At 57.3% G+C, this 18,767-nt stretch carries 19 protein-coding genes; 4 read left to right on the forward strand and 15 right to left on the reverse strand.

Annotated features, from left to right (window positions below):
- Positions 1 to 38: 38 nt before the first annotated feature.
- Positions 39 to 1,631 (reverse strand): malate:quinone oxidoreductase, encoded by a 1,593-nt coding sequence (locus tag E0D86_RS09915; RefSeq protein ID WP_131649828.1) that lies wholly within the window; start codon positions 1,629 to 1,631, stop codon positions 39 to 41.
- 85 nt (positions 1,632 to 1,716) lie between these two features.
- On the opposite strand from E0D86_RS09915, the gene E0D86_RS21390 reads away from it, so the two are divergent.
- Entirely contained in the window at positions 1,717 to 1,887 is a 171-nt protein-coding gene (locus E0D86_RS21390) for a hypothetical protein (protein ID WP_165914217.1), read from the forward strand.
- Between the two features lie 192 nt (positions 1,888 to 2,079).
- Here E0D86_RS21390 and cueR read toward each other — a convergent pair whose 3' ends face one another.
- Positions 2,080 to 2,490, reverse strand: a complete 411-nt coding sequence (gene cueR, locus E0D86_RS09920) for a Cu(I)-responsive transcriptional regulator (RefSeq protein ID WP_131649829.1) — start codon at positions 2,488 to 2,490, stop codon at positions 2,080 to 2,082.
- 61 nt (positions 2,491 to 2,551) lie between these two features.
- Positions 2,552 to 4,933: a heavy metal translocating P-type ATPase gene (locus tag E0D86_RS09925; protein ID WP_131649830.1), complete on the reverse strand. Its 2,382-nt coding sequence runs from the start codon at positions 4,931 to 4,933 to the stop codon at positions 2,552 to 2,554.
- A 157-nt stretch (positions 4,934 to 5,090) separates the two neighbouring features.
- Between E0D86_RS09925 and E0D86_RS09930 the strand changes: the two genes are divergently transcribed.
- Entirely contained in the window at positions 5,091 to 5,282 is a 192-nt protein-coding gene (locus E0D86_RS09930) for a heavy-metal-associated domain-containing protein (RefSeq protein WP_131649831.1), read from the forward strand.
- Between the two features lie 40 nt (positions 5,283 to 5,322).
- Here the strand turns inward: E0D86_RS09930 and E0D86_RS09935 are convergent, their stop codons facing one another.
- Positions 5,323 to 5,955, reverse strand: coding sequence for a TetR family transcriptional regulator (locus E0D86_RS09935; RefSeq protein WP_131649832.1), 633 nt, complete (start codon positions 5,953 to 5,955; stop codon positions 5,323 to 5,325).
- Positions 5,956 to 6,157: 202 nt separating this feature from the next.
- On the opposite strand from E0D86_RS09935, the gene E0D86_RS09940 reads away from it, so the two are divergent.
- The gene (locus tag E0D86_RS09940) at positions 6,158 to 7,345 is read left to right on the forward strand and encodes a Bcr/CflA family multidrug efflux MFS transporter (RefSeq protein WP_131649833.1); all 1,188 of its coding nucleotides are present in this window, start codon (positions 6,158 to 6,160) and stop codon (positions 7,343 to 7,345) included.
- 180 nt (positions 7,346 to 7,525) lie between these two features.
- Here E0D86_RS09940 and E0D86_RS09945 read toward each other — a convergent pair whose 3' ends face one another.
- From E0D86_RS09945 to E0D86_RS09955, 3 genes are all read right to left on the reverse strand, one after another.
- Entirely contained in the window at positions 7,526 to 8,476 is a 951-nt protein-coding gene (locus tag E0D86_RS09945) for an adenosine deaminase (RefSeq protein ID WP_131649834.1), read from the reverse strand.
- Positions 8,477 to 8,981: 505 nt separating this feature from the next.
- Complete coding sequence (locus E0D86_RS09950; protein WP_131649835.1) at positions 8,982 to 9,278, reverse strand: hypothetical protein; 297 nt, start codon at positions 9,276 to 9,278, stop codon at positions 8,982 to 8,984.
- Positions 9,279 to 9,434: 156 nt separating this feature from the next.
- Complete coding sequence (locus E0D86_RS09955) at positions 9,435 to 10,025, reverse strand: YigZ family protein (protein ID WP_131649836.1); 591 nt, start codon at positions 10,023 to 10,025, stop codon at positions 9,435 to 9,437.
- A 182-nt stretch (positions 10,026 to 10,207) separates the two neighbouring features.
- Between E0D86_RS09955 and E0D86_RS09960 the strand changes: the two genes are divergently transcribed.
- The gene (locus E0D86_RS09960) at positions 10,208 to 10,537 is read left to right on the forward strand and encodes a four-helix bundle copper-binding protein (RefSeq protein ID WP_131649837.1); all 330 of its coding nucleotides are present in this window, start codon (positions 10,208 to 10,210) and stop codon (positions 10,535 to 10,537) included.
- A gap of 104 nt (positions 10,538 to 10,641) precedes the next feature.
- Here E0D86_RS09960 and E0D86_RS09965 read toward each other — a convergent pair whose 3' ends face one another.
- The 8 genes from E0D86_RS09965 to E0D86_RS10005 all read right to left on the reverse strand — a co-directional run bounded on the left by E0D86_RS09965 (position 10,642) and on the right by E0D86_RS10005 (position 18,623).
- Positions 10,642 to 12,870 (reverse strand): esterase-like activity of phytase family protein, encoded by a 2,229-nt coding sequence (locus E0D86_RS09965; RefSeq protein ID WP_131649838.1) that lies wholly within the window; start codon positions 12,868 to 12,870, stop codon positions 10,642 to 10,644.
- Positions 12,871 to 13,730: 860 nt separating this feature from the next.
- A complete protein-coding gene (locus E0D86_RS09975) occupies positions 13,731 to 14,345 on the reverse strand; it encodes a hypothetical protein (RefSeq protein WP_218568015.1) in 615 nt (204 codons plus the stop codon).
- A 317-nt stretch (positions 14,346 to 14,662) separates the two neighbouring features.
- Entirely contained in the window at positions 14,663 to 15,415 is a 753-nt protein-coding gene (locus E0D86_RS09980; protein ID WP_177493037.1) for a hypothetical protein, read from the reverse strand.
- Between the two features lie 82 nt (positions 15,416 to 15,497).
- The gene (locus E0D86_RS09985; RefSeq protein WP_131649839.1) at positions 15,498 to 16,007 is read right to left on the reverse strand and encodes a hypothetical protein; all 510 of its coding nucleotides are present in this window, start codon (positions 16,005 to 16,007) and stop codon (positions 15,498 to 15,500) included.
- Positions 16,008 to 16,123: 116 nt separating this feature from the next.
- On the reverse strand, positions 16,124 to 16,600 hold the full coding sequence (locus tag E0D86_RS09990) for a hypothetical protein (protein ID WP_131649840.1): 477 nt from the start codon (positions 16,598 to 16,600) through the stop codon (positions 16,124 to 16,126).
- Positions 16,601 to 16,683: 83 nt separating this feature from the next.
- On the reverse strand, positions 16,684 to 17,325 hold the full coding sequence (locus E0D86_RS09995) for a hypothetical protein (RefSeq protein ID WP_131649841.1): 642 nt from the start codon (positions 17,323 to 17,325) through the stop codon (positions 16,684 to 16,686).
- 37 nt (positions 17,326 to 17,362) lie between these two features.
- Positions 17,363 to 18,010, reverse strand: coding sequence for an AAA family ATPase (locus E0D86_RS10000; protein WP_131649842.1), 648 nt, complete (start codon positions 18,008 to 18,010; stop codon positions 17,363 to 17,365).
- 85 nt (positions 18,011 to 18,095) lie between these two features.
- Positions 18,096 to 18,623: a hypothetical protein gene (locus E0D86_RS10005; RefSeq protein WP_131649843.1), complete on the reverse strand. Its 528-nt coding sequence runs from the start codon at positions 18,621 to 18,623 to the stop codon at positions 18,096 to 18,098.
- Between the last annotated feature and the right edge of the window lie 144 nt (positions 18,624 to 18,767).

Consider the following 18,767-nt stretch of genomic DNA (forward strand, 5'->3'; position numbering starts at 1 on the left):
AAACCCGCCGAAGCGGGTTTCTCGTTCGAGCGAGTGCCTCAGTTCACCGGAGTTGCACTCGGCTTCACCGCGGCCTGAGCGGCCGGCACGTCGAGCTGCAGTTGCTGACTGGTGAAGGCGCGCACACGCGCGGTGAGGTCCGCGTCGTCGTTCAGTGCCAGGCCGTAGGACGGGAAGATGGTTTTCAGCTTCGCTTGCCATTCCGGCGACTCGACCTGTTCAGCGAAGGTCTTCTTCAGCAGGTTGAGCATGATCGGCGCGGCCGTGGAGGCGCCCGGCGAGGCACCCAGCAGGGCGGCGATGGAGCCGTCTGCGGAACTGACGACTTCGGTGCCGAACTGCAGCACGCCGCCTTTCTCGGCATCGTCCTTGATGATCTGCACGCGCTGCCCTGCAGTGATCAGTTCCCAGTCACTGGCATCCGCTTCGGGGAAGTAATTCTTCAGCTCCTCGATGCGGTCTTCCTGGCTGAGCATCAGCTGCCCGACCAGATATTGGCTCAGGTCGAGGTTATCCAGGCCGGCCTGGATCATCGGCAGTGCGTTGTCGGTGCTGACCGAGCGAGGCAGATCCATCAGCGAGCCGTTCTTCAGGAACTTGCTGGAGAAGGTCGCGAAGGGTCCGAACAGCAGCACTTTCTCGCCGTCGATCACACGGGTATCCAGATGCGGAACGGACATCGGTGGGGAGCCGACCGATGCCAGGCCGTAGACCTTGGCCTGGTGCTGGGCAACGACTTCGGGGTTACGCGTCATCAGGAACTGGCCGCCCACCGGGAAGCCGGCATAGCCTTTGGCTTCGGGAATGTCAGCCATCTGCAGCAGCTTCAGCGCGCCGCCACCGGCGCCAATGAAGACGAAGCGGGCCTTGACGCTGGTCTGAGCTTCACCGTCGGCGAGGTTGGCCGAGACCACGGTCCAGGTGCCGTCGTCGTTGCGCACGATGTCGCGCACTTCATGCTGCAGTTGCAGCTTGACCTGCTCGTTCTTGCCCAGTGCATCGAACAGCTGGCGGGTGATCTCGCCGAAGTTCACATCGGTGCCGAGTGACATGCGCGTGGCGGCGATCGGCTGGGTTTCGTCGCGGCCGTTCATCAGCAGCGGAACCCATTCGCCAATCTGCTCGGGCTGCTCGGAGTACTCCATGTCGCTGAACAGCGGGCTTTGTTGCAGCGCCGCATGACGTTTGCGCAGGAATTCCATGTTGTCCTCGCCCCAGACGAAGCTCATGTGCGGGACGGAATTGATGAACCGGCGCGGCTCCTGAAGCACGCCGCGCTCGACCTGATGCGCCCAGAACTGCTTGGAAATCTCGAACGACTCGGCAATGGTCACAGCCTTGCTGATGTCGATGCTGCCATCGGCTTTCTGCGGGGTGTAGTTCAGCTCGCAGAATGCGGAATGGCCGGTACCGGCATTGTTCCAGGCATTGGAGCTTTCATCGGCGACGCTGGGCAGGCGCTCGTAGACGTCGATGGTCCATTCGGGCTCGAGCTCGTGCAGGTAGGTGCCTAGGGTCGCGCTCATGATGCCGCCGCCAATTAGCAGTACATCAACGGTTTTCTCGGGCTCGTTGGGCTTGGAGCAGGCGGCCAGGCCCAAGCACAAGAGCGCCACTGTAAGTTTTTTCATCGGTGGTTTCGTTGCCCTAGTCAATTATCGAATGCGCACCTGTTGACCAATGACATGGCCGCATGGGTCTGCTCGGATAATTGGTATGACCATACCGAGCGCCGTGACACTGAAGCTGACCGCCACACGTGATGTGGCGAGGCAGGGCGCGCAGTGCGACGCCGAATCAGGTCAGGGACGCCGGGAAGTGGCGAACGAATCTACCGAACAGGCTGCAGGCAAGGCAGCCTATTCTTCTTTTTATTGGTTCAGGTGACGCGGGGAAGGCCAGAGGCCTCTGGAGACAAGGCGGCGTGATCAGGGCTGGAATTAAGCCCGGTGAAACGCCAGTGGCAATAAAGCCGCTGACCGCCTTGCATGGGCGGAAGTTTATTCATCGGGTTTACATATTGCAATGATTCAGACAAGTGGACTTACCAGTGACGTGGCGACGCACCTCGCGGCTGTATCACCGTTGCGGGTTCGAACCGCACCCGGACGCCAGGTCCTGAAGGATGGGGCAGTCGGGGCGGTGATCACCATGGCAGTGGTCGATCAGCTGTTGCAACGTATCGCGCAGGCTCACCAGTTCGGCGATCTTCTGGTTCAGCTCGTCAATGTGCGCGCCGGCCAGCGCCTTCACATCTGCACTGGCTCGCTGGCGGTCCTGCCAGAGTGTCAGCAACCGACCCACTTCTTCCAGCGAGAAGCCCAGATCGCGCGAGCGCTTGATGAAGGCGAGGCGGTGCAGGTCTTCCTCGCCGAAATGACGATAGCCATTGGCGCTGCGCCCGCTCGGCGAGATCAGCTCAATGGATTCGTAATAGCGGATCATCTTCGCTGACAGACCGGTTTTCTTCGCGGCTTGGCCGATGTTCATGTGGCTTCCCTCGTTTGAAGGTCTATTCGATTCCCGAGTCGCAGCCTCAGGGCATACGTGCTCATTCCTCAGGCTTCCAGCGTTTGAGCAGCAAGGCATTGCTGACCACGCTGACGCTCGACAACGCCATCGCCGCACCGGCTACCACCGGGCTGAGAAAGCCCAGCGCGGCCAGCGGGATGCCCACCAAGTTGTAGATGAAGGCCCAGAACAGGTTTTGCTGGATCTTGCGGTAGGTGCGCCGGCTGATTTCCAGCGCCGCCGGCACCAGTCGTGGATCGCCGCGCATCAGGGTGATGCCGGCTGCATGCATCGCCACGTCGGTGCCGCCGCCCATGGCGATGCCGACGTCGGCTGCCGCCAGCGCTGGCGCATCGTTGATGCCGTCACCGACCATCGCTACCACCGCGCCGTTTTTCTTCAAGTCGGCCACCGTGGCGGCCTTGTCTGCCGGCAGCACCTCGGCATGCACGCTATCGATCTGCAATGCCTCGGCCACCACCCGAGCGCTGCCCCGGTTATCGCCAGTGATCAGGTGGCTGCGAATATGTCGCGCATTGAGGTGAGCGATGGCATCGGCGGCGCCTTCCTTGAGGCTGTCACCAAAGGCGAACAGGCCGAGCACGCGCGGTTGCGGTGCTGTTTCGATCAGCCACGACAGGGTGCGTCCTTCGGCTTCCCAGGCCTCGGCCTTGGCGCCCAGATCGCCCGGTTGCAGGCCGCTGTCATCGAGCATGCGGCGGTTGCCCAGCGCCAGCGAACGGCCGTCAAGCTCGCCGGCGATGCCGCGACCGGTCAGCGACTGGCTGCGGCTCACGTCCGCGACCGTCAATGCCTGCTCCGCGCAACGGTCCAATACCGCCCGCGCCAGAGGATGCTCGCTGCCGCGTTGCAGTGCACCGGCCTGTCGCAGCAGCTCGGATTCATCGCCGTCGATAGAGTGCAGATGGACAATCCGCGGCTCGCCTGACGTCAGGGTTCCGGTCTTGTCGAAGGCCACCGCCGTAACCGCGTGGGCGACTTCCAGCGCCTCGGCGTCCTTGATCAGAATGCCGTGGCGCGCCGCCACGCCCGTGCCGGCCATGATCGCCGCCGGCGTTGCCAGTCCGAGGGCGCAGGGGCAGGCGATCACCAGCACGGCGACGGCATTGATCAGCGCAACCTCTACCGCTGCGCCGGCCAGCAGCCAACCGGCGACGGTGCATAGCGCAATGATCAGAACGGTCGGGACGAACACCTGGCTGACTTTGTCCACCAGCTTCTGGATCGGTGCCTTGGCGGCCTGGGCATCTTCGACCAGGCGGATGATGCGTGCCAGGACAGTCTCGCCGCCGAGCGCCGTGGTGCGTACCAGCAACCGGCCTTCGCCATTGATCGCACCGCCGGTGATGCGATCGCCGGGGGCTTTGCCGACGGGCAGACTCTCACCGCTGATCAAGGCTTCGTCGGCCTGACTTTCGCCTTCCACCACCTCGCCATCGACCGGGAAGCGCTCACCGGGCTTGACCAGCACCAGGTCATCCAGTCGCAGCGCGGTGATGGCGACGTCTTCTTCGCGGCCATCGATGACCCGTACCGCACGATCCGGCCGAAGCGCCTCCAATGCCCGGATGGCCGCGCTGGTCTGGCGCTTGGCGCGGCTTTCCAGGTATTTACCCAGCAGCACCAGGGCGATGACCACAGCCGAGGCTTCGAAGTAGAGATGCGGCATCTGCCCCGCCGGCGCTGCCCACCATTGATAGAGGCTCAGGCCATAACCGGCGCTGGTGCCGATCGCCACGAGCAGGTCCATGTTGCCCGCGCCGGCGCGCACGGCCTTCCAGCCGGCGACATAGAAACGAGCGCCGAGAATGAATTGCACGGGCGTGGCGAGCAGGAACTGCATCCACGGCGGCAGCATCCAGTGCAGGCCGAACGGCTCGCCCAACATCGGGACTACTAAGGGCGCGGCCAGCAGCAGCGCGGCGATCACGGCGAGGCGTTCACGCAACAGGCGACTCTTGCCATCTTCGGTGTTCGCCTGTGCGGTATTGGCGGCCCGAGCCTGATACCCCGCGGCCTCGACGGCCTGTATCAGTACCGCTGGATCGGCCGTGCCGAGCACCTCGACGCGGGCACGCTCGCTGGCCAGGTTTACCGAGGCGCTGCTTACGCCGGGTAGTTTGAGCAGGGCGCGTTCGACGCGACCGACGCAACTGGCGCAGGTCATGCCCTCCACGGCGAGTTCCAGCGTGCTCACCGGCACGCCATAGCCGGCTTTTTCCACGGCCCGGATCAGCTCGGCGGCGTTGCCTTCGGTGGCGTCGATACGGACCTGTTCGGCGGCCAGGTTCACGGCTGCGCTTTGCACACCGGGTACTTTCAGCAATGCACGTTCGACTCGCCCGGCACAGCTGGCGCATGTCATGCCGCTGATGGGTAGGGTGAAGGTTGAGCTGGTCATGGTTCGCTCCCCGAGTGATCTGTTGCCAGCATCTTCAACCTTTACCTTATGGAAAGGTCAAGACCAGTGACGTCGCAGCGAAGGTTTGACCTTCCCTATATGGCAAGGTTGATCATGCTCACCGAACAGCATGCCCACGAACAGAGGAGACTTATCTATGCAGACGTTCAACGTACAGGGGATGACCTGCGCCCATTGCGAGCGCGCCGTGACCAACGCGATTCAGGCGCTCGACGCACAGGCCCGGGTCCGGATCGATCGCCAGAGCGGTGTGGTGGAAGTCGAGGGTGACCTGAGCGAATCGGCGATCCGCGAGGCCGTCGAGCAGGAGGGTTATCAGGTCGGGTAATCGTCACGGCAGCGGGCGCGCCATTCCAGGACGGCGCGCCTCAGTTTTTCGCCTGGGCACGGTCCCAATCGCGCACCAGTCCTCGGAATATTGGATCGATCAGGGCCGGGCCGTCGGACTCGGGGTCGAACAAATCAGGATCGCGCGTCCAGTCGCTGAACAGGCCGACGATCAATGCATGGAGCGTGCGTGCGGCAAGCCGCGGCGTGATGCCCGGATACAGTGCGTCGGCGGCGTGCTCGAACAGCTTTTCGCAAAGATCGATGAACATATTGATGAACGCCTGATGGCGCTCTTCGGCTTCGCGCAGCTCCTCGGTGAACTCGCAGCGATGCAACAGGATGGTCATCACGCGGCGTTTCTGCTCGTCACGACCCAGCGCACCGAGACCCTCGATGCAGAGTTCGCGTAGTACCTGCAAAGGCTGCTGTTGCGTGCAGCTGCAGAGCCGTTCGGTCATTTGTTCCGGCGGCAGCCGCACCTGATTCAGCATTTCGTGAAACAGATGAGCCTTGTTCTGGAAATGCCAGTACACCGCGCCGCGAGTAACGCCAGCGTCGCGAGCGATCTGATCGAGGCTGGTGTGCGCCACACCCTTGTCCAGAAACAACCGCTCGGCCGAGGCGAGCAGGGCGATACGGGTTTTTTCGGCGTCTTCTTTGGTTCTTCGCATGTCTGCACTACGGCAGCGTTGAGGCTGCGTTAGGGTCCTGAAGGCGGATGGTGCTGAGTTGATTGCTCAATTCTCTGCAACGTTGGCTGTTTACAAACGTCCCTGTATGTAACAGCATCTTACCGTTCCTGTAAACGTTCGAAATCAGCCACGACCCGTTCTGCGCTGGCGAACCGGCATTCCCATTCTGCGAGTTTCCTTGATGCCCCTCCCGCTTCTCCTGATTCTGGGTGCCCTCAGCGCCTTTGGCCCGCTGGCCATCGACTTCTACCTGCCCGCGTTTCCGGCCATAGCGCGAGCATTCTCTACCGATGTCGAACATGTGCAATTGTCCCTGGCGGCTTATTTCATCGGCCTCGCGGTCGGCCAGTTGATCTACGGGCCGCTGGCTGATCGTTACGGGCGACGCTGGCCGCTGCTGATCGGCGTGACGCTGTTTACCCTGGCCTCGTTGGCGTGCTCGTTCGCACCGACGCTGGACTGGCTGATCGCCGCGCGCGTGGTCCAGGCGCTCGGCGGTTGTGCCGGAATCGTGGTGACACGCGCGGTGGTGCGCGACAGCTGCGATCCTGTTCAGGGCGCCAAGGTGTTCTCCCAGCTGATGCTGGTGATGGGCGTGGCGCCGATCCTTGCGCCGCTGGCCGGCGGGCTGCTGATGAATGCGTTTGGCTGGCAATCGATCTTCGTCGCGCTGACGATTTTCAGTGCACTGTGCGGTCTCGCAGTTGCCCTGCGGTTGCCTGAAACGCTCCCGGCCGATGCACCGAAACACCCGCTCGGCGGCACGCTGGGGCGTTATCTCGGGCTCTTCCGTGATCGCGAGTTCATCGCCTTCGCGCTCTGTGGCGGCGTGTCGATGGCAGGCATGTTTGCCTACATCGCCGGTTCTCCGTTCATATTCATCGAGCTATACGGCATCCCTGCCGAGCACTACGGTTGGCTGTTCGGCTGTAACGCAGCGGGGTTCATTGTGATATCGCAGGTCAATGCGCGATTGTTGCGGCTTCGCGGTCCGGGGTTCTGGTTGCGGCGTTTCGTCTGGTTCTACTTCGCATGCGGCGCCACGCTGCTGGTGATTGCCTGGAGCCAGCCGGCGTCGCTCTGGCCGTTGCTGGTCCCGCTGTTCATCGGATTGGGAAGCCTTGGCAGCATCCTGCCGAATGCGACCGCCTGCGCGATGGCGGGCCAGGGCCAGCAGGCGGGGCTGGCCTCCGCGCTGATGGGGAGCCTGCAATTCGGGGTCGCGGCTGGCGCATCGGCGGCGGTCGGCGCGCTGCACAACGGCACGGCCGTACCCATGGCGTTGGTGATTACGGTCTGCGCGCTGATGGCTGCGTGTCTGGCCTGGTACACCGGTCAGCTCAATGCGCAACGTGATCCGCAATCCTGATCAGTCGAGTAGGGTGGGCCGGGGCGTTCCGCTTTAGCCCGCCAGACACACTCGAGCATCCGCTGTTGGTGGGCTGAAGCCCACCCTACTGACTTACGGCTACTGGGCCGGTATTGGTCTTGTAGGGTGGGCCGGGCGGCGTTCCGCTTCAGCCCACCGGATACAACGGCCCGGTTTCGCTCAGTTCGCCAGCCGTGCGTCGAGGCTGTTTTGTGCCAGCCGGCGCGCCTGTTCTTCCGTCATGCCCAGGCTTTCATGCAGCGCCATGAAATTCTCCGTCACGTAACCGCCGAAATAGGCCGGGTCGTCGGAATTCACCGTGACCTTCACGCCCTGCTCCAGTAATTGCAGGATGTTGTGTTGGCTCATGTCGTCGAACACACAGAGTTTGGTATTCGACAGCGGGCAGACCGTGAGCGGAATCTGCTGCTCGATCAGGCGTTCGATCAGCTTCGGGTCTTCGGCGGCGCGAACGCCGTGGTCGATGCGGCTGACTTTCAGCAGATCCAGCGCTTCCCAGATGTATTGCGGCGGGCCTTCCTCACCGGCATGGGCGACGGCGAGAAAGCCTTCTGCGCGCGCCTTGGCGAACACGCGCTCGAACTTGCTCGGCGGATGACCCATTTCGGAACTGTCCAGGCCGACTGCGAAGAAAGCGTCGCGGAAGGGCATCGCCTCCTCCAGCGTCTTGAAAGCCGCCTCTTCAGGCAGATGACGTAAGAAACTGAGGATCAGACCGCTGCTGATGCCCAGCAATTCACGGCCATCGGCCAGCGCCTCGCTGATGCCGCGCATGGCCACCTCGAATGGGATGCCGCGGTCGGTATGCGTCTGCGGATCGAAGAAGGGCTCGGTGTGGACCACGTTCTGCTCTTCGCATTTCTGCAGATAGGCCCAGGTCAGATCATAGAAGTCCTGCTCGGTACGCAGCACGTCGGCGCCCGCGTAGTAGAGGTCGAGAAACTCCTGAAGATTACCGAACGCGTACGCGCTGCGCAGGGCGTCTACGTCACCCCAGGGCAGGGCGATCTTGTTGCGTTCGGCCAGGCGAAACAGCAGTTCGGGCTCGAGAGAACCTTCGAGATGCAGGTGCAGCTCGGCTTTAGGCAAGGCGTTGAGCCAGTCGTACATAAGGAAACCCCGTCCGGTAGGAAAGCGCCATTCTAACCACAACGCGCGAAGAGCTGACCCCAAGGTCAGGGCGCACGGGGACGAAACTAAGCGGATCGCCTGTCCTGCGCAAGAATTGACCAACACGCTGCAAACGAGCGCAGCCGTGCCCGGCGATAGACGATCCAAAGATTATCCACAGAGTTTTCCACGTAAATTGCGTATAAAAATCGCTTGGGAGATAGCATTTTGCCGCTATAGCCTGTCGGGCCGCTTGGAACGCCAAAAATGCTTTTAAATCAAGGCCTTTCAGAGCTCTGAATTGAAGTGGGCGCAGTTTGGCTAAAAAATGAACGACCGTCTCGAGCGCCCATTGCTACTGGCCTTGCGCGCTTCTTCCCAATGTTATCCACAAAGCCATGCACAGCAGCAGTGGAAAACTTATCAATAAAAAACGCCACGCCCTGACAGGAGGGCATGGCTCAAACGGACAACGGGTTCGTCAGAACATCCGCCACACAGCCGTTTAGTTTTGTGGAGTCGGCTCGGTTGTTGGAGCCGGTACGTTGGGCTCGACGGGCTCACCCATATCCGGCTCGTCGTCTGCGGGCATATTGACGTCGACGTCAGGCACCGTGATGGTCTTCTCCTCGGTATTGACATCTACATCCGGCGCATCCACATCGTATTCGGGCATGTTGCCGCCTTCGACCTCTACGTCCGGCAGCGAGCCTTCTTCGGTTTTTTCCACATCGCAACCGGCGAGGCCTAAGGAGGCGAGCAACACGGCGCCTGGGATGACCCACTTGTAATTGCTTTTCATTGGTTGACTCCTCTATCGCAACGGGAATGCGTGCTTCGGCACTTCCACGACCACGACATTGGTGGGACAAAGCGCGCAGCTGAACGGTTGACCCAACACAGTGCCGTTGTAATAGCGACTTCCCGTGTTGCTTGCAGTTCCCACAGGGACGGGCAGTCAGGCGTTCAGAAGGCGCAGTTCGCTGCGACCACGGCTGAGGTCCGCGAGCGTTTGCTGCAGCCGTGACCACTGCTCGGGCGGTAACGCCAGCACCAGTTCTGCACCCTCTGCGTCGAACGTCTCGTTTTCGATCAAAGTGTCGTATTCGCCCAGGCGCGCCTTGAACAAGGCCAGCTCGGCAAAGCGGCAATGACAGCCGTAGCGCTCGCGTCTGACCAACTCGACAAGCACGCCCGCCTGCAGACACTTCGCGGCAGAGCCGCCATAGGCGCGGGCCAGGCCGCCGGTGCCGAGCTGAATGCCACCGAACCAGCGGATCACGACCACCACGACCCGATCGCAGTCCTGACCTTCGATCGCAGTCAGCATGGGCCGGCCTGCCGTTCCGCCGGGCTCGCCGTCATCGCTGAACCGATACTGACTGCCGATCTTCCACGCCCAGCAATTGTGTGTCGCGGTGGCATCGCTGACCGCCTGAATGAACGCCTGGGCTTCTTCAGGGCTGGATACCGGGGCGGCCATGGCGAGAAAGCGGCTCTTGCGAATGGTTTCCTGGAACTCACAAGGCGCTGCGAGGGTGAACGTCATCGGCGTGTTTGCGTAGTGGAGTAGGCGGGCATTGTACCGGCGTCCGAGGCCGTGCTGTGCTGAACACACAGATACCGCTCGGTGGATCAGGCTGAACTTAAGACGCCCGCGTTCCCCAAACGAAATACCAGTGTCGTCGGGATGGCGACCTACCCAACAGCGACTTACCGAGGAGAACAGCGATGCTCAATTCCAAGTATCAGGCATGTATCCAGGCATGCTCCAACTGCGCACTTGTCTGCGAAAACTGCGCGGCGTCCTGCCTGCGCGAGGAAGACGTGAAGATGATGGCCGGCTGCATCACGCTGGACCGCGACTGCGCCGATCTCTGCGCGCTTGCCGCCGTCTTGATGACTCGTGATAGCGCCTTGGCCAAGGAAATGTGCCGGATCTGCGCACAAGCCTGCCGCGCCTGTGCCGAAGAATGCGCCAAGCACCAGGCGGACCACTGCCGGGCATGCGCTGATGCTTGCCGCAAGTGCGCCGAGGAGTGCGAGAAGATGGCGGCCTGACGGTGATCGCGCTGGCCGTCGCGGTGCAGGCCAATGCCGCGTAGCGATGAAGCCGCCGAACCAACACCGCTGCGTGCGCCGCTGAGTCGGCGGTCCGGCTGGTCCTATCGCTTGATCGTGCCAAGACGCATGAAGCGCGTTTCGCCGCTAGCGTCTTCCACGCCATCGTTGTCGGTCACGACGAACAGGCGGCCCTGCCTGTCGACGGCGGCGCCTTCGACCTTGTCCAGCACCCAGCCGCCGGTGCGCTTCAGGTCAGGCAGCAGGTCACGCGCCAGTTGCTTGTTGACCAGAGGGAAACGCTGGCCTTGGGTGCCGGGCTGCATACCGGCCAGATCGATGCGGTACAGGCGTTTGACCTCGGCCGCAGGTCCCTGCTGGTTGTCGCGCTCGATGACCAGGAACTGGCCGTTGCCGATCGAGGTGAGTTCGGACAACCCGACCCAGCCGCCCTCGACAGCTGGGTCGAGCGGGTAGTGATAGAAGCCCCACTCGCCACTGTTCGGATTGAACACGCCTATGCGCACCTTTCCGGCCGGGTCGTTCTTCCATTCCCGCTGGAAAGCCACGTAAATGCGGGTGCTGGCGCCTTCGCCGACCACCGCAACACCCTCAAAACCATTGCTGGTCTGCTGCGCCGCAACGTCTGCGGGCAGGGCATATTCTTCGAGCACCTCGCCCTGTGCATTGGTGCGAATCAGCAGGTTCGGCTTGGCCTTGCCGTTGCCTTCCGACGCCAGCCAGAAATCGCCATTACCGGCCTGGGCGATCCCCTCCAGGTCGTAGTCGACCGTCTCACCTGCCTTGTGCAGTTCGATCTGCCCATCGATAACCGCCGGCGTCTTGCTGGTATCGATGCTGAAGATGCGTGAGGCCTTGTAGTAGCTATCCGGCACGGCGTACAGGCGGTTGTCTTGCATACGGTCCGCGACCAGACCGCTAAGCGCGCTCCATGGGATGAGCGCACTATCGGTCGAGCGAATCTCAGGATATGACGCCGTCTTGGCGCCGAATTGATAGATTGAAAGGGTGGAGCGATAGCCGTCTTCAGCGGAGTCTTCCTCGCTACTGACCACCAACAGGTTGCGCGACGGGATCGGCAGCAACCCTTCCGGACCCATGCCTGTCGGCAGAAGCTGATGCAACACCGGCGCCCACGGGCGCGCCACGTCATAGACGGCCACTGCATTGCCGCGCTCGCTGCCGACGAACAGGAAGTCCTGCTTGCGGAAACTTGCCGAGGCTATGCCTTCGGGCTCGATGCCCTTGTTCTCCGAGCGGCTTTCCGGGTAATGGCCGGCGCGGATGAAGGCGTGCTCCATCGAGGCGCCGGCTTCATGCCAGACACTGCCGTTGTAGTCGAATAAGGTGAAGCTGCGGCTGCCACCTTCCTCGCCGTTCGCGTCCGTGTAATCGCCCTCGTTGGCGGTCGCCAGCAACGGCCCGACCCAGGCGATGGCGTCCGGCTCGCGGCGTTTGCCAGCGAGCACGCCGACGGGTTCGATGCGATCGTTCTCTTCCACGTCCACGCCTTGGAGATCGACCTGGCCGGCGCTGAAGTGGCGCAACACGCGGCCACGACGCAGGTTGACGAGCACAATGTGGTTGTTCTCCTGCAGCGTGACGGCAGCGACATCCTGGTCATTGATCGTGATGTACTCCGGCTCCGGATCACTTGGGGCCACATCGGCAAGTCCGGTCAGGTCCACATCCCGAGTGCTCCAGCGCGACGGCTGGCCCTTGAGGTCGACGATGCGCAAAAAGCCGGCCGGCAATTGCGGGATCAGCCCGTCGTTGAGGTCTTCGTCACGCTCGTTCTCGATCGCCACCGCGGCGTAGCGACCCCTCGGGCTGATAGCGATGGAGTCCGGCTGTCCGCCCATGGGCAGCGTGGCGACGCGCTTGGGCTGCGCGGGATTGCGAATGTCGAACACCGCCAACACGCCATCGGGCTGGGCAAAACTGAGCGAGGTATTCACCGCAACGAGCACGTAGTGCTGGTGCACGGCCACCGAGGTCGGCTCGCCTTCGAGCTGCACGAAGCCCGCCGGCTTCGGTGATTTCGGATCACGAATGTCCACCAGACCAATCCGCTTGCCAGGGCTGTCGGTGTAAACCAACGTCCGGCCATCGCGGCTCACGGCGGTTATTTCAGCGACGGTCTGGTTTGACGCGTCTTCATCGGCGCCAAGATTGCGATACACCGGTAAGGTCGCAACCCGCTCGAAATACTCCGCAGCCCGCGAAGGCGCGGCCTGAGCGGCCAACGGCAGCAGAGCCAAAGTCAGCGCGGTCGACAGCGCAGTGCGGGTCAGGCGGGTCGGGTTTCTCATGCAGGCCTCGGCGTTCGGTTATTGGAGTTAGCCAACGCACGCTATGCCGGGTTTCTTACGGGACGATGACCGACGCTCTTTGCGCCCGTCGCGCTCGGATGAGTGGTTATGTTTTGGACATTCCAGGCAGGCCAGAGATCGTGGTTCTGGCGAAGCGCATGAAAACCAGTAGATCAATGTCGCTGTACGGCATCAGGCCGCCGTCCAGCGCGAGCCGAACAGGTGTACCGCCAGTAGCATTGGTGCTAGGTGGCGTTCTATGACAGCGCGAGCTTGAGATAGCTGCGTATCAATCGAGGCGGTGGGTCTGAGGTCGGTCATGGTACTCAACGGTCAGTCGACGGCACGAAATGCTCAACGAGTGTCTGCAACAGTGATGCTCTGCTGCTCGGGCGTGCCAGAGCGCCCTTATATAACAGGCCTAAAATGCGGCGGACCCACTGCGAAATGCGGTTGTGACGCGAATGTTGGTCATGCCAAAAAACTAGTCTCGGCTTAAGCGCAGAGCTTAGCTTGACGCCAAGCGGGATGTCAGTGAGGCGATTGCCCAAGCCATCACCCAGGCGCCAATGATCAGAACGGCAGCGCCAATGGCCCAGCCCAATATTGTCGGGGTACACCAGCCCCAGCCGCACATACCGTTGTGCTCCAAGAGCCCCGGAAAGCCAAGTTGATGAAATGCGTAAACGGAAAAAAGCGGAACGGCCAACAGTAGGCCTAGCGGGGAGCTGGGGTATGAGGAGCTCCATGCTGCAGGCAGCCAAAGCAAGCCATACGCTAGAAGAAGCGCAGCCAGAAACTTCAGCGTGGGTGGCTTGAGCATTTCGGGAGAGTCCTAAGGTTTGGTTAACGGGTAGTTTTTAGCCCGTCCCAGTGAGCGAAGCGAGCGATTTGAACCAGCTGTTAGAAGTATTTAACTTGGCGCTAATGTTCAGGACGCGATTATCTAGCAGTATTGCCCCGCGCATGTGTAAGACATGACCGTTGACATGGGCTCTGTACGAACCGTACTCAGAGATTACTGCGTGCGGTATTAAGTATGCTTCGATGGGTTCATATGCTTCATTGAAAATTACAGCTATGAGTTCGTCAAAGTCATTTTTGTCTAGGTTGCGTATGACGCCTAACTGTCTTGAGCGATTGCTTGCAGTTATACGACGCCCTTTTATTTGAATTTTCTTGCCGTCGCTTGATTTTGCGTCGTGACCTGCTGCTGAATTTTTTGCGAGGGTTAAATTTAAAGCAGACGAAACCAACCATTCGGCGTAATCCCCGACTGGATTATTTTTTGTTCTGAGTACGCCGCGATTTTTAAGCTCATCAATGGCTGCCGCGTGAAGCTTTAGCAACTCAGGTATTGATAGGTTGGCTAGATCCATGTTGTTAAATACTTCTAACGTTCGGTTTAGGGGCGCTGCGTCAGCAGCGTCCCAACGAGCAGAGCGAGTGACTTGAACCGCTTTGTTAGGTTTCATTACAAGCCACCGAACGTTGCTAACCAAGATAGCTTTCGCTCGAACTTCCCGAATGCTGAATAACTGAATGTAATGCTCGGAGCGGCTATAACGCTGAAAATAGCAAACCCAATGGTCGCCCCAATGACCGAGTCAAACAGGAGCATAATTGCGCCAAAACAGAGAAAAGCGGCGCCAACTAATGCGAAGCCTTTCCGAGTACGAACTTGATCTGGATAGCGATTCAGCATCGGATAACCTAACGCTGCATTAAAGGGCCGAGCGAAGCGAGGTCCCAGCGAGCGCAGCGAACGATTTTGAACGCTTTGTTATACGCTTTAATAACTTGGTTCAACACGTGCCGGTCCCTTCCATTGGAAGCTAGCGAGTAAATGATTTGCAAGCTGGACTAATATGTTCAGCACGCCCGCACTAACCTCTACTTTTTGGTAGCTGCCATCATCAACGGTGTAACACAAGAAGTTACCTTCCAAATTACTTAGCCCCAAAAAACCTTGAAGCTCCATCTTCTTTCCTTGCTTCTTTTCCCATGGCGGACCATAGCCACGGGAACGATCCTCAATGTGCAGCGCTGAGTTTCTAATCTTTCGAACAGACGGCAAAAGTCGATTGAATTCGTCTACACACTGCGATACTGCTTCTGGCATATCTTCATATGCCCTAAGCTCCTCAATATACTTTCCGAATGAGTCTACAGCGTAAACAAAAGTATGGGCATGGATAAATGGTATTTTGTGCAGATAGGACCTCGGCAATATATCTAGTTCTGCTTTCTTTTCTCTAAGTCGTTTTTCCGATATAACTCTGTACTTTTCAAAATCTTGGTAGTATTTGTCTCCAACCTCTGCTCGAACCTCTTCATCAATCTGGCGCCTTAGATCGGCATCCCTTTCCCTTTCGTCTCTTGGGTTGTTTTCCTGACGCTGATATGACTCGAACATCGAAAGTGAAATGGCAGCTTCAGTTATAACTCTTTCAAGGCTTCGTATCATTCCCTCGATTTCGAACTTTAACTCATTGTTTTCGAGTTCAAGCCATGTTCCTGGGTAATTTATCTCAAATACGTACATGACTCTCCTTGCGTATAACGGTTAGCTAAGGGGCGGGCTTTAGCCCGTCCCAGCGAACGAAGTGAGCGACTTGTTATGCTTCTCATATTTTCAGCCTGCGTAGAACTTCGACTAAGGCGCCAGCAAGCAGTGTTGCGGTCAGGTCTTTTGTGATGAGATACACCAGCAAGTCTACTGCTACGTTGAGTAGTACCCAGGTTGTGTTGTAAGCCAATTTTAATTCAGTTAGTAAGTGGAGCTTTCCATGGTTGAGCTCGAAGCGCTCCGGAGCATCTCCTGAGTAGGATTCGCTCTGTTTTATTAAACTGTAATGCTTCAGATATTTGTCTTTTAGTAGTTCAACTATTTTGTTTTTTAATAAATTATTAATCATGCTGGCCGGGATAAAGTCCGCAATAGGTTTTCGCCAGCCATTTGTTTCGCTTCCAATCTTAGGTTCGCGTGTTTCGTGATTGTATGATGCTGTATTGGATAGCATTTCAATAAGGTGCTCTCCGACGTATAGCTCTAGCGGTAACATGATCAGCCATTTCCATGCGGATGTTTCGGTACCGCCTCGAAGAAACACACTTTTAAAAATACTTTCTCTCAATGTTGGTATGTCCTTGAGCGTTTATGTATAACGATTAAGCTAACGGGCAGGCAAAAGCGTAGCTTTTGACTGTCCAGCGAACGGAGTGAGCGACAGTTGAGCGCATTGTTAGGTTGCTATAGCACTGTACGAACTTCGCTGTAGTCTCTGTCGATTTCATATATTTCCAGTTCCCTTGCCTCTTCGGCCAATATTCCATTAATCATTTTTTGATTAGACCAAGAGATCCATGTTCTATCATTTTTCCTGCCTGACCTTCGGGCTTTGTCTGGAACAAATAGAATTTTCTTGTCGCCGGTTTCTCTAGGTGAGATATCAAGCATTTTTCCGTCAGCCACGATTACCGAATGAAATTCAGCCTCGATAAATCCTTTTTTCTTGTCTTCCCAAATTTGCCAGCCATATACGATTGATGCCCCTGTTTTTACGGACTCTTCCTCACAGTTATTGAAGCAGTATGTGGCTCTGTAACTGTCGGAGCGATGCGTGTAGTCAAGGAATTTGGGGGACTCTGTCAGGGCAAGGCTTTTTATTAGTGCCTTGACGGAAGCAGAGATCTTCTTTGGGGTTTTGGGCTTTATCGGCAATCCCATACTTTCTTTGCAACCTAACGACTAAGCTAAGGGGCGGGCTTTAGCCCGTCCCAGTGAGCAAAGTGAACGATTTGAGCGACTTGTTATACGCTTTCACGAATGAATCCTGCTTCAGAAAAGTAACGATCAAGATTGTTCAAGTTGTCAAAGTTTGAAGCGCAAAAGTAATTTAGCTCTTCCACTACGTTTGATTCGAAAGCTGGTGTTGGTAGATAGCAAACTCCATCATCTACGCTCACCAGAACAACTCTTTCGATGAGATTTTTATCGTAGTATATGTCGCACCAATAACCTGTGGCCTTTGGATGCAACCACTTGTTCGCCCATGGATCTATAAAGTCATCATTTTGAACGCCGTCTTCGTCATACCGCATTAGCATTCGCAAGCGGGGATCTTCTTTGAGAAATCGTTCCGATGACCAGTTCTTGGAGACGCCACCCCAATCGGACTTTGGGTTTGTTGTTACCATGAATCTCATGATTTCGTCGTGTGACATGTCGCGAACAGCTTTTCTGCTCGGATATAACAATTCGGCGGCATAGGGTAAGCCGAAAAATATTGAAGAAATTAAGCTCAACGTGAATGCAATAGGTTCAGCATCTTTGCCGAATAGCCAAAACACAGCCGCAATAAGAGTGAGTGCAAAAAATACAGCGCCAAACTCCCTTAATGTGTCGACTCTGCTTTTTATGAAAAAGGCAGGCCTCTTAAGTAATTTTTTCATTTCTTACCTGCGTATAACGCTTAAAACAGCGGCGCACTTATGCGTCCGCCTGGTTTTTCTTGTTATGTTCCGCACTCACAAATCCACACAACACGTCGAAGATATTGGCGCAACTTTTACCTTTCAGAACCGAAGATTCAGTGGCAATTAACTTTGCAAGATTTTTAGAATCGATTGACTCCATTATGCTGACTAAGCCTGGGGCACCCTCATTCATGGCTGCGAAGTATGCCAACTGCGGTTCGATCAACCGAAGATGCATTTCAAAATTACTTCTTGAACGGCTTGGATCTGATTCCTTTCTTCGCCTCAACTCTATCTCCCCCGCTGTTAACAAATAATATTTGTCAGGCAAGCGGATGGTTCCGGCGTTTAACTTTTCACAGTAGAAGCTGAGAACCGCATCAATCGACTGCAGTCCAAGATCCGAAAATATCCAGTTGTACCAGACCGGCTGAAATGGATCTCCGTCCAAAATAGCCGATCCGCCACTCGATGAGACCTCGTTCGCCATTTCCCAGCGATCGACCTGGCGCTCGAAATACCAGCTCGGAGATTCTTCTGAGCTACGTGCATACAGCTCATTAACTTCCGGAACTCTCGTAAAGCCAAATTCGGCTTCGAGGATACGACACACCGTGGTCTTACCCACAGAGCTTGCACCTTCAATACAAACAATCGTCATCAGCTTCCTCGGAGAACATAACGTTTGGTTAAGGGGCGGGCTTTAGCCCGTCCCAGCGAGCGGAGCGAGCGATTTGAACCATTTGTTATGGGCGCTCCCAACCTGAGCCGAGGATGTTTTTGCAATGTTCTAAAGTGGATTGCACTGCGGGAATAATGCAATTATTGGTAGTACAACCATTTTTTGGATACACCCATTCATAGAAGTTGAGCATTTCCGCGATGTTTTTGCCGGCAATTTTTTCGAGGAGTTCACCGCCTTTTTTTAGGCTAACTGGCTTTCCAGTATTGTCATCGATTATATGCGCTGCATATTTATTTCTGAATATACAAATTTCACGCTTCTCAATTTCAGCCCGCAATTTCTGAAGCGGAACCTTTACATGTGTTGGGAATTCATTAATTTCTTTGCCGTACACTTTTAGTATTTCATGAAGTTTAAACAGTGAAATAATTATGGCGTGATTGCAAAGGCGGAATTGACCTAAGGCTTCTTTGCTTTCTATATCGAAGTCCGGGTCGGCTAAATTTTTTCGCATTTGAACGATTGGCGTCGTGAGATCGTAAATTTGATCAACTAGCAGCCATTTTATATGGTTTATTTTTTCACTCATGCGAATAGCCTATAACTATAATTAGACACCCAGTGGTGTATAAGACGCCGAATGGATTTGGTGTACAACGTTCCTTGTCATTGAGGCTGTCCTTGTCTAGGCTGGGCGTTTCCGAAGGATGATTGATGTATAAAGGAGTTATAC

Origin of the sequence: Pseudomonas sp. IC_126, from assembly GCF_004331835.1 — a bacterium.
Classification (GTDB): Bacteria; Pseudomonadota; Gammaproteobacteria; order Pseudomonadales; family Pseudomonadaceae; genus Stutzerimonas.

Excerpts from the sequence above, each read along its gene's own strand:
- E0D86_RS09915 (WP_131649828.1), bottom strand. The coding sequence starts at position 1,631 with ATGAAAAAACTTACAGTGGCGCTCTTGTGCTTGGGCCTGGCCGCCTGC.
- E0D86_RS21390 (WP_165914217.1), top strand. The coding sequence starts at position 1,717 with ATGACCATACCGAGCGCCGTGACACTGAAGCTGACCGCCACACGTGAT.
- cueR (WP_131649829.1), bottom strand. The coding sequence starts at position 2,490 with ATGAACATCGGCCAAGCCGCGAAGAAAACCGGTCTGTCAGCGAAGATG.
- E0D86_RS09925 (WP_131649830.1), bottom strand. The coding sequence starts at position 4,933 with ATGACCAGCTCAACCTTCACCCTACCCATCAGCGGCATGACATGCGCC.
- E0D86_RS09930 (WP_131649831.1), top strand. The coding sequence starts at position 5,091 with ATGCAGACGTTCAACGTACAGGGGATGACCTGCGCCCATTGCGAGCGC.
- E0D86_RS09935 (WP_131649832.1), bottom strand. The coding sequence starts at position 5,955 with ATGCGAAGAACCAAAGAAGACGCCGAAAAAACCCGTATCGCCCTGCTC.
- E0D86_RS09940 (WP_131649833.1), top strand. The coding sequence starts at position 6,158 with ATGCCCCTCCCGCTTCTCCTGATTCTGGGTGCCCTCAGCGCCTTTGGC.
- E0D86_RS09945 (WP_131649834.1), bottom strand. The coding sequence starts at position 8,476 with ATGTACGACTGGCTCAACGCCTTGCCTAAAGCCGAGCTGCACCTGCAT.
- E0D86_RS09950 (WP_131649835.1), bottom strand. The coding sequence starts at position 9,278 with ATGAAAAGCAATTACAAGTGGGTCATCCCAGGCGCCGTGTTGCTCGCC.
- E0D86_RS09955 (WP_131649836.1), bottom strand. The coding sequence starts at position 10,025 with ATGACGTTCACCCTCGCAGCGCCTTGTGAGTTCCAGGAAACCATTCGC.
- E0D86_RS09960 (WP_131649837.1), top strand. The coding sequence starts at position 10,208 with ATGCTCAATTCCAAGTATCAGGCATGTATCCAGGCATGCTCCAACTGC.
- E0D86_RS09965 (WP_131649838.1), bottom strand. The coding sequence starts at position 12,870 with ATGAGAAACCCGACCCGCCTGACCCGCACTGCGCTGTCGACCGCGCTG.
- E0D86_RS09975 (WP_218568015.1), bottom strand. The coding sequence starts at position 14,345 with ATGAAACCTAACAAAGCGGTTCAAGTCACTCGCTCTGCTCGTTGGGAC.
- E0D86_RS09980 (WP_177493037.1), bottom strand. The coding sequence starts at position 15,415 with ATGTACGTATTTGAGATAAATTACCCAGGAACATGGCTTGAACTCGAA.
- E0D86_RS09990 (WP_131649840.1), bottom strand. The coding sequence starts at position 16,600 with ATGGGATTGCCGATAAAGCCCAAAACCCCAAAGAAGATCTCTGCTTCC.
- E0D86_RS09995 (WP_131649841.1), bottom strand. The coding sequence starts at position 17,325 with ATGAAAAAATTACTTAAGAGGCCTGCCTTTTTCATAAAAAGCAGAGTC.
- E0D86_RS10000 (WP_131649842.1), bottom strand. The coding sequence starts at position 18,010 with ATGACGATTGTTTGTATTGAAGGTGCAAGCTCTGTGGGTAAGACCACG.
- E0D86_RS10005 (WP_131649843.1), bottom strand. The coding sequence starts at position 18,623 with ATGAGTGAAAAAATAAACCATATAAAATGGCTGCTAGTTGATCAAATT.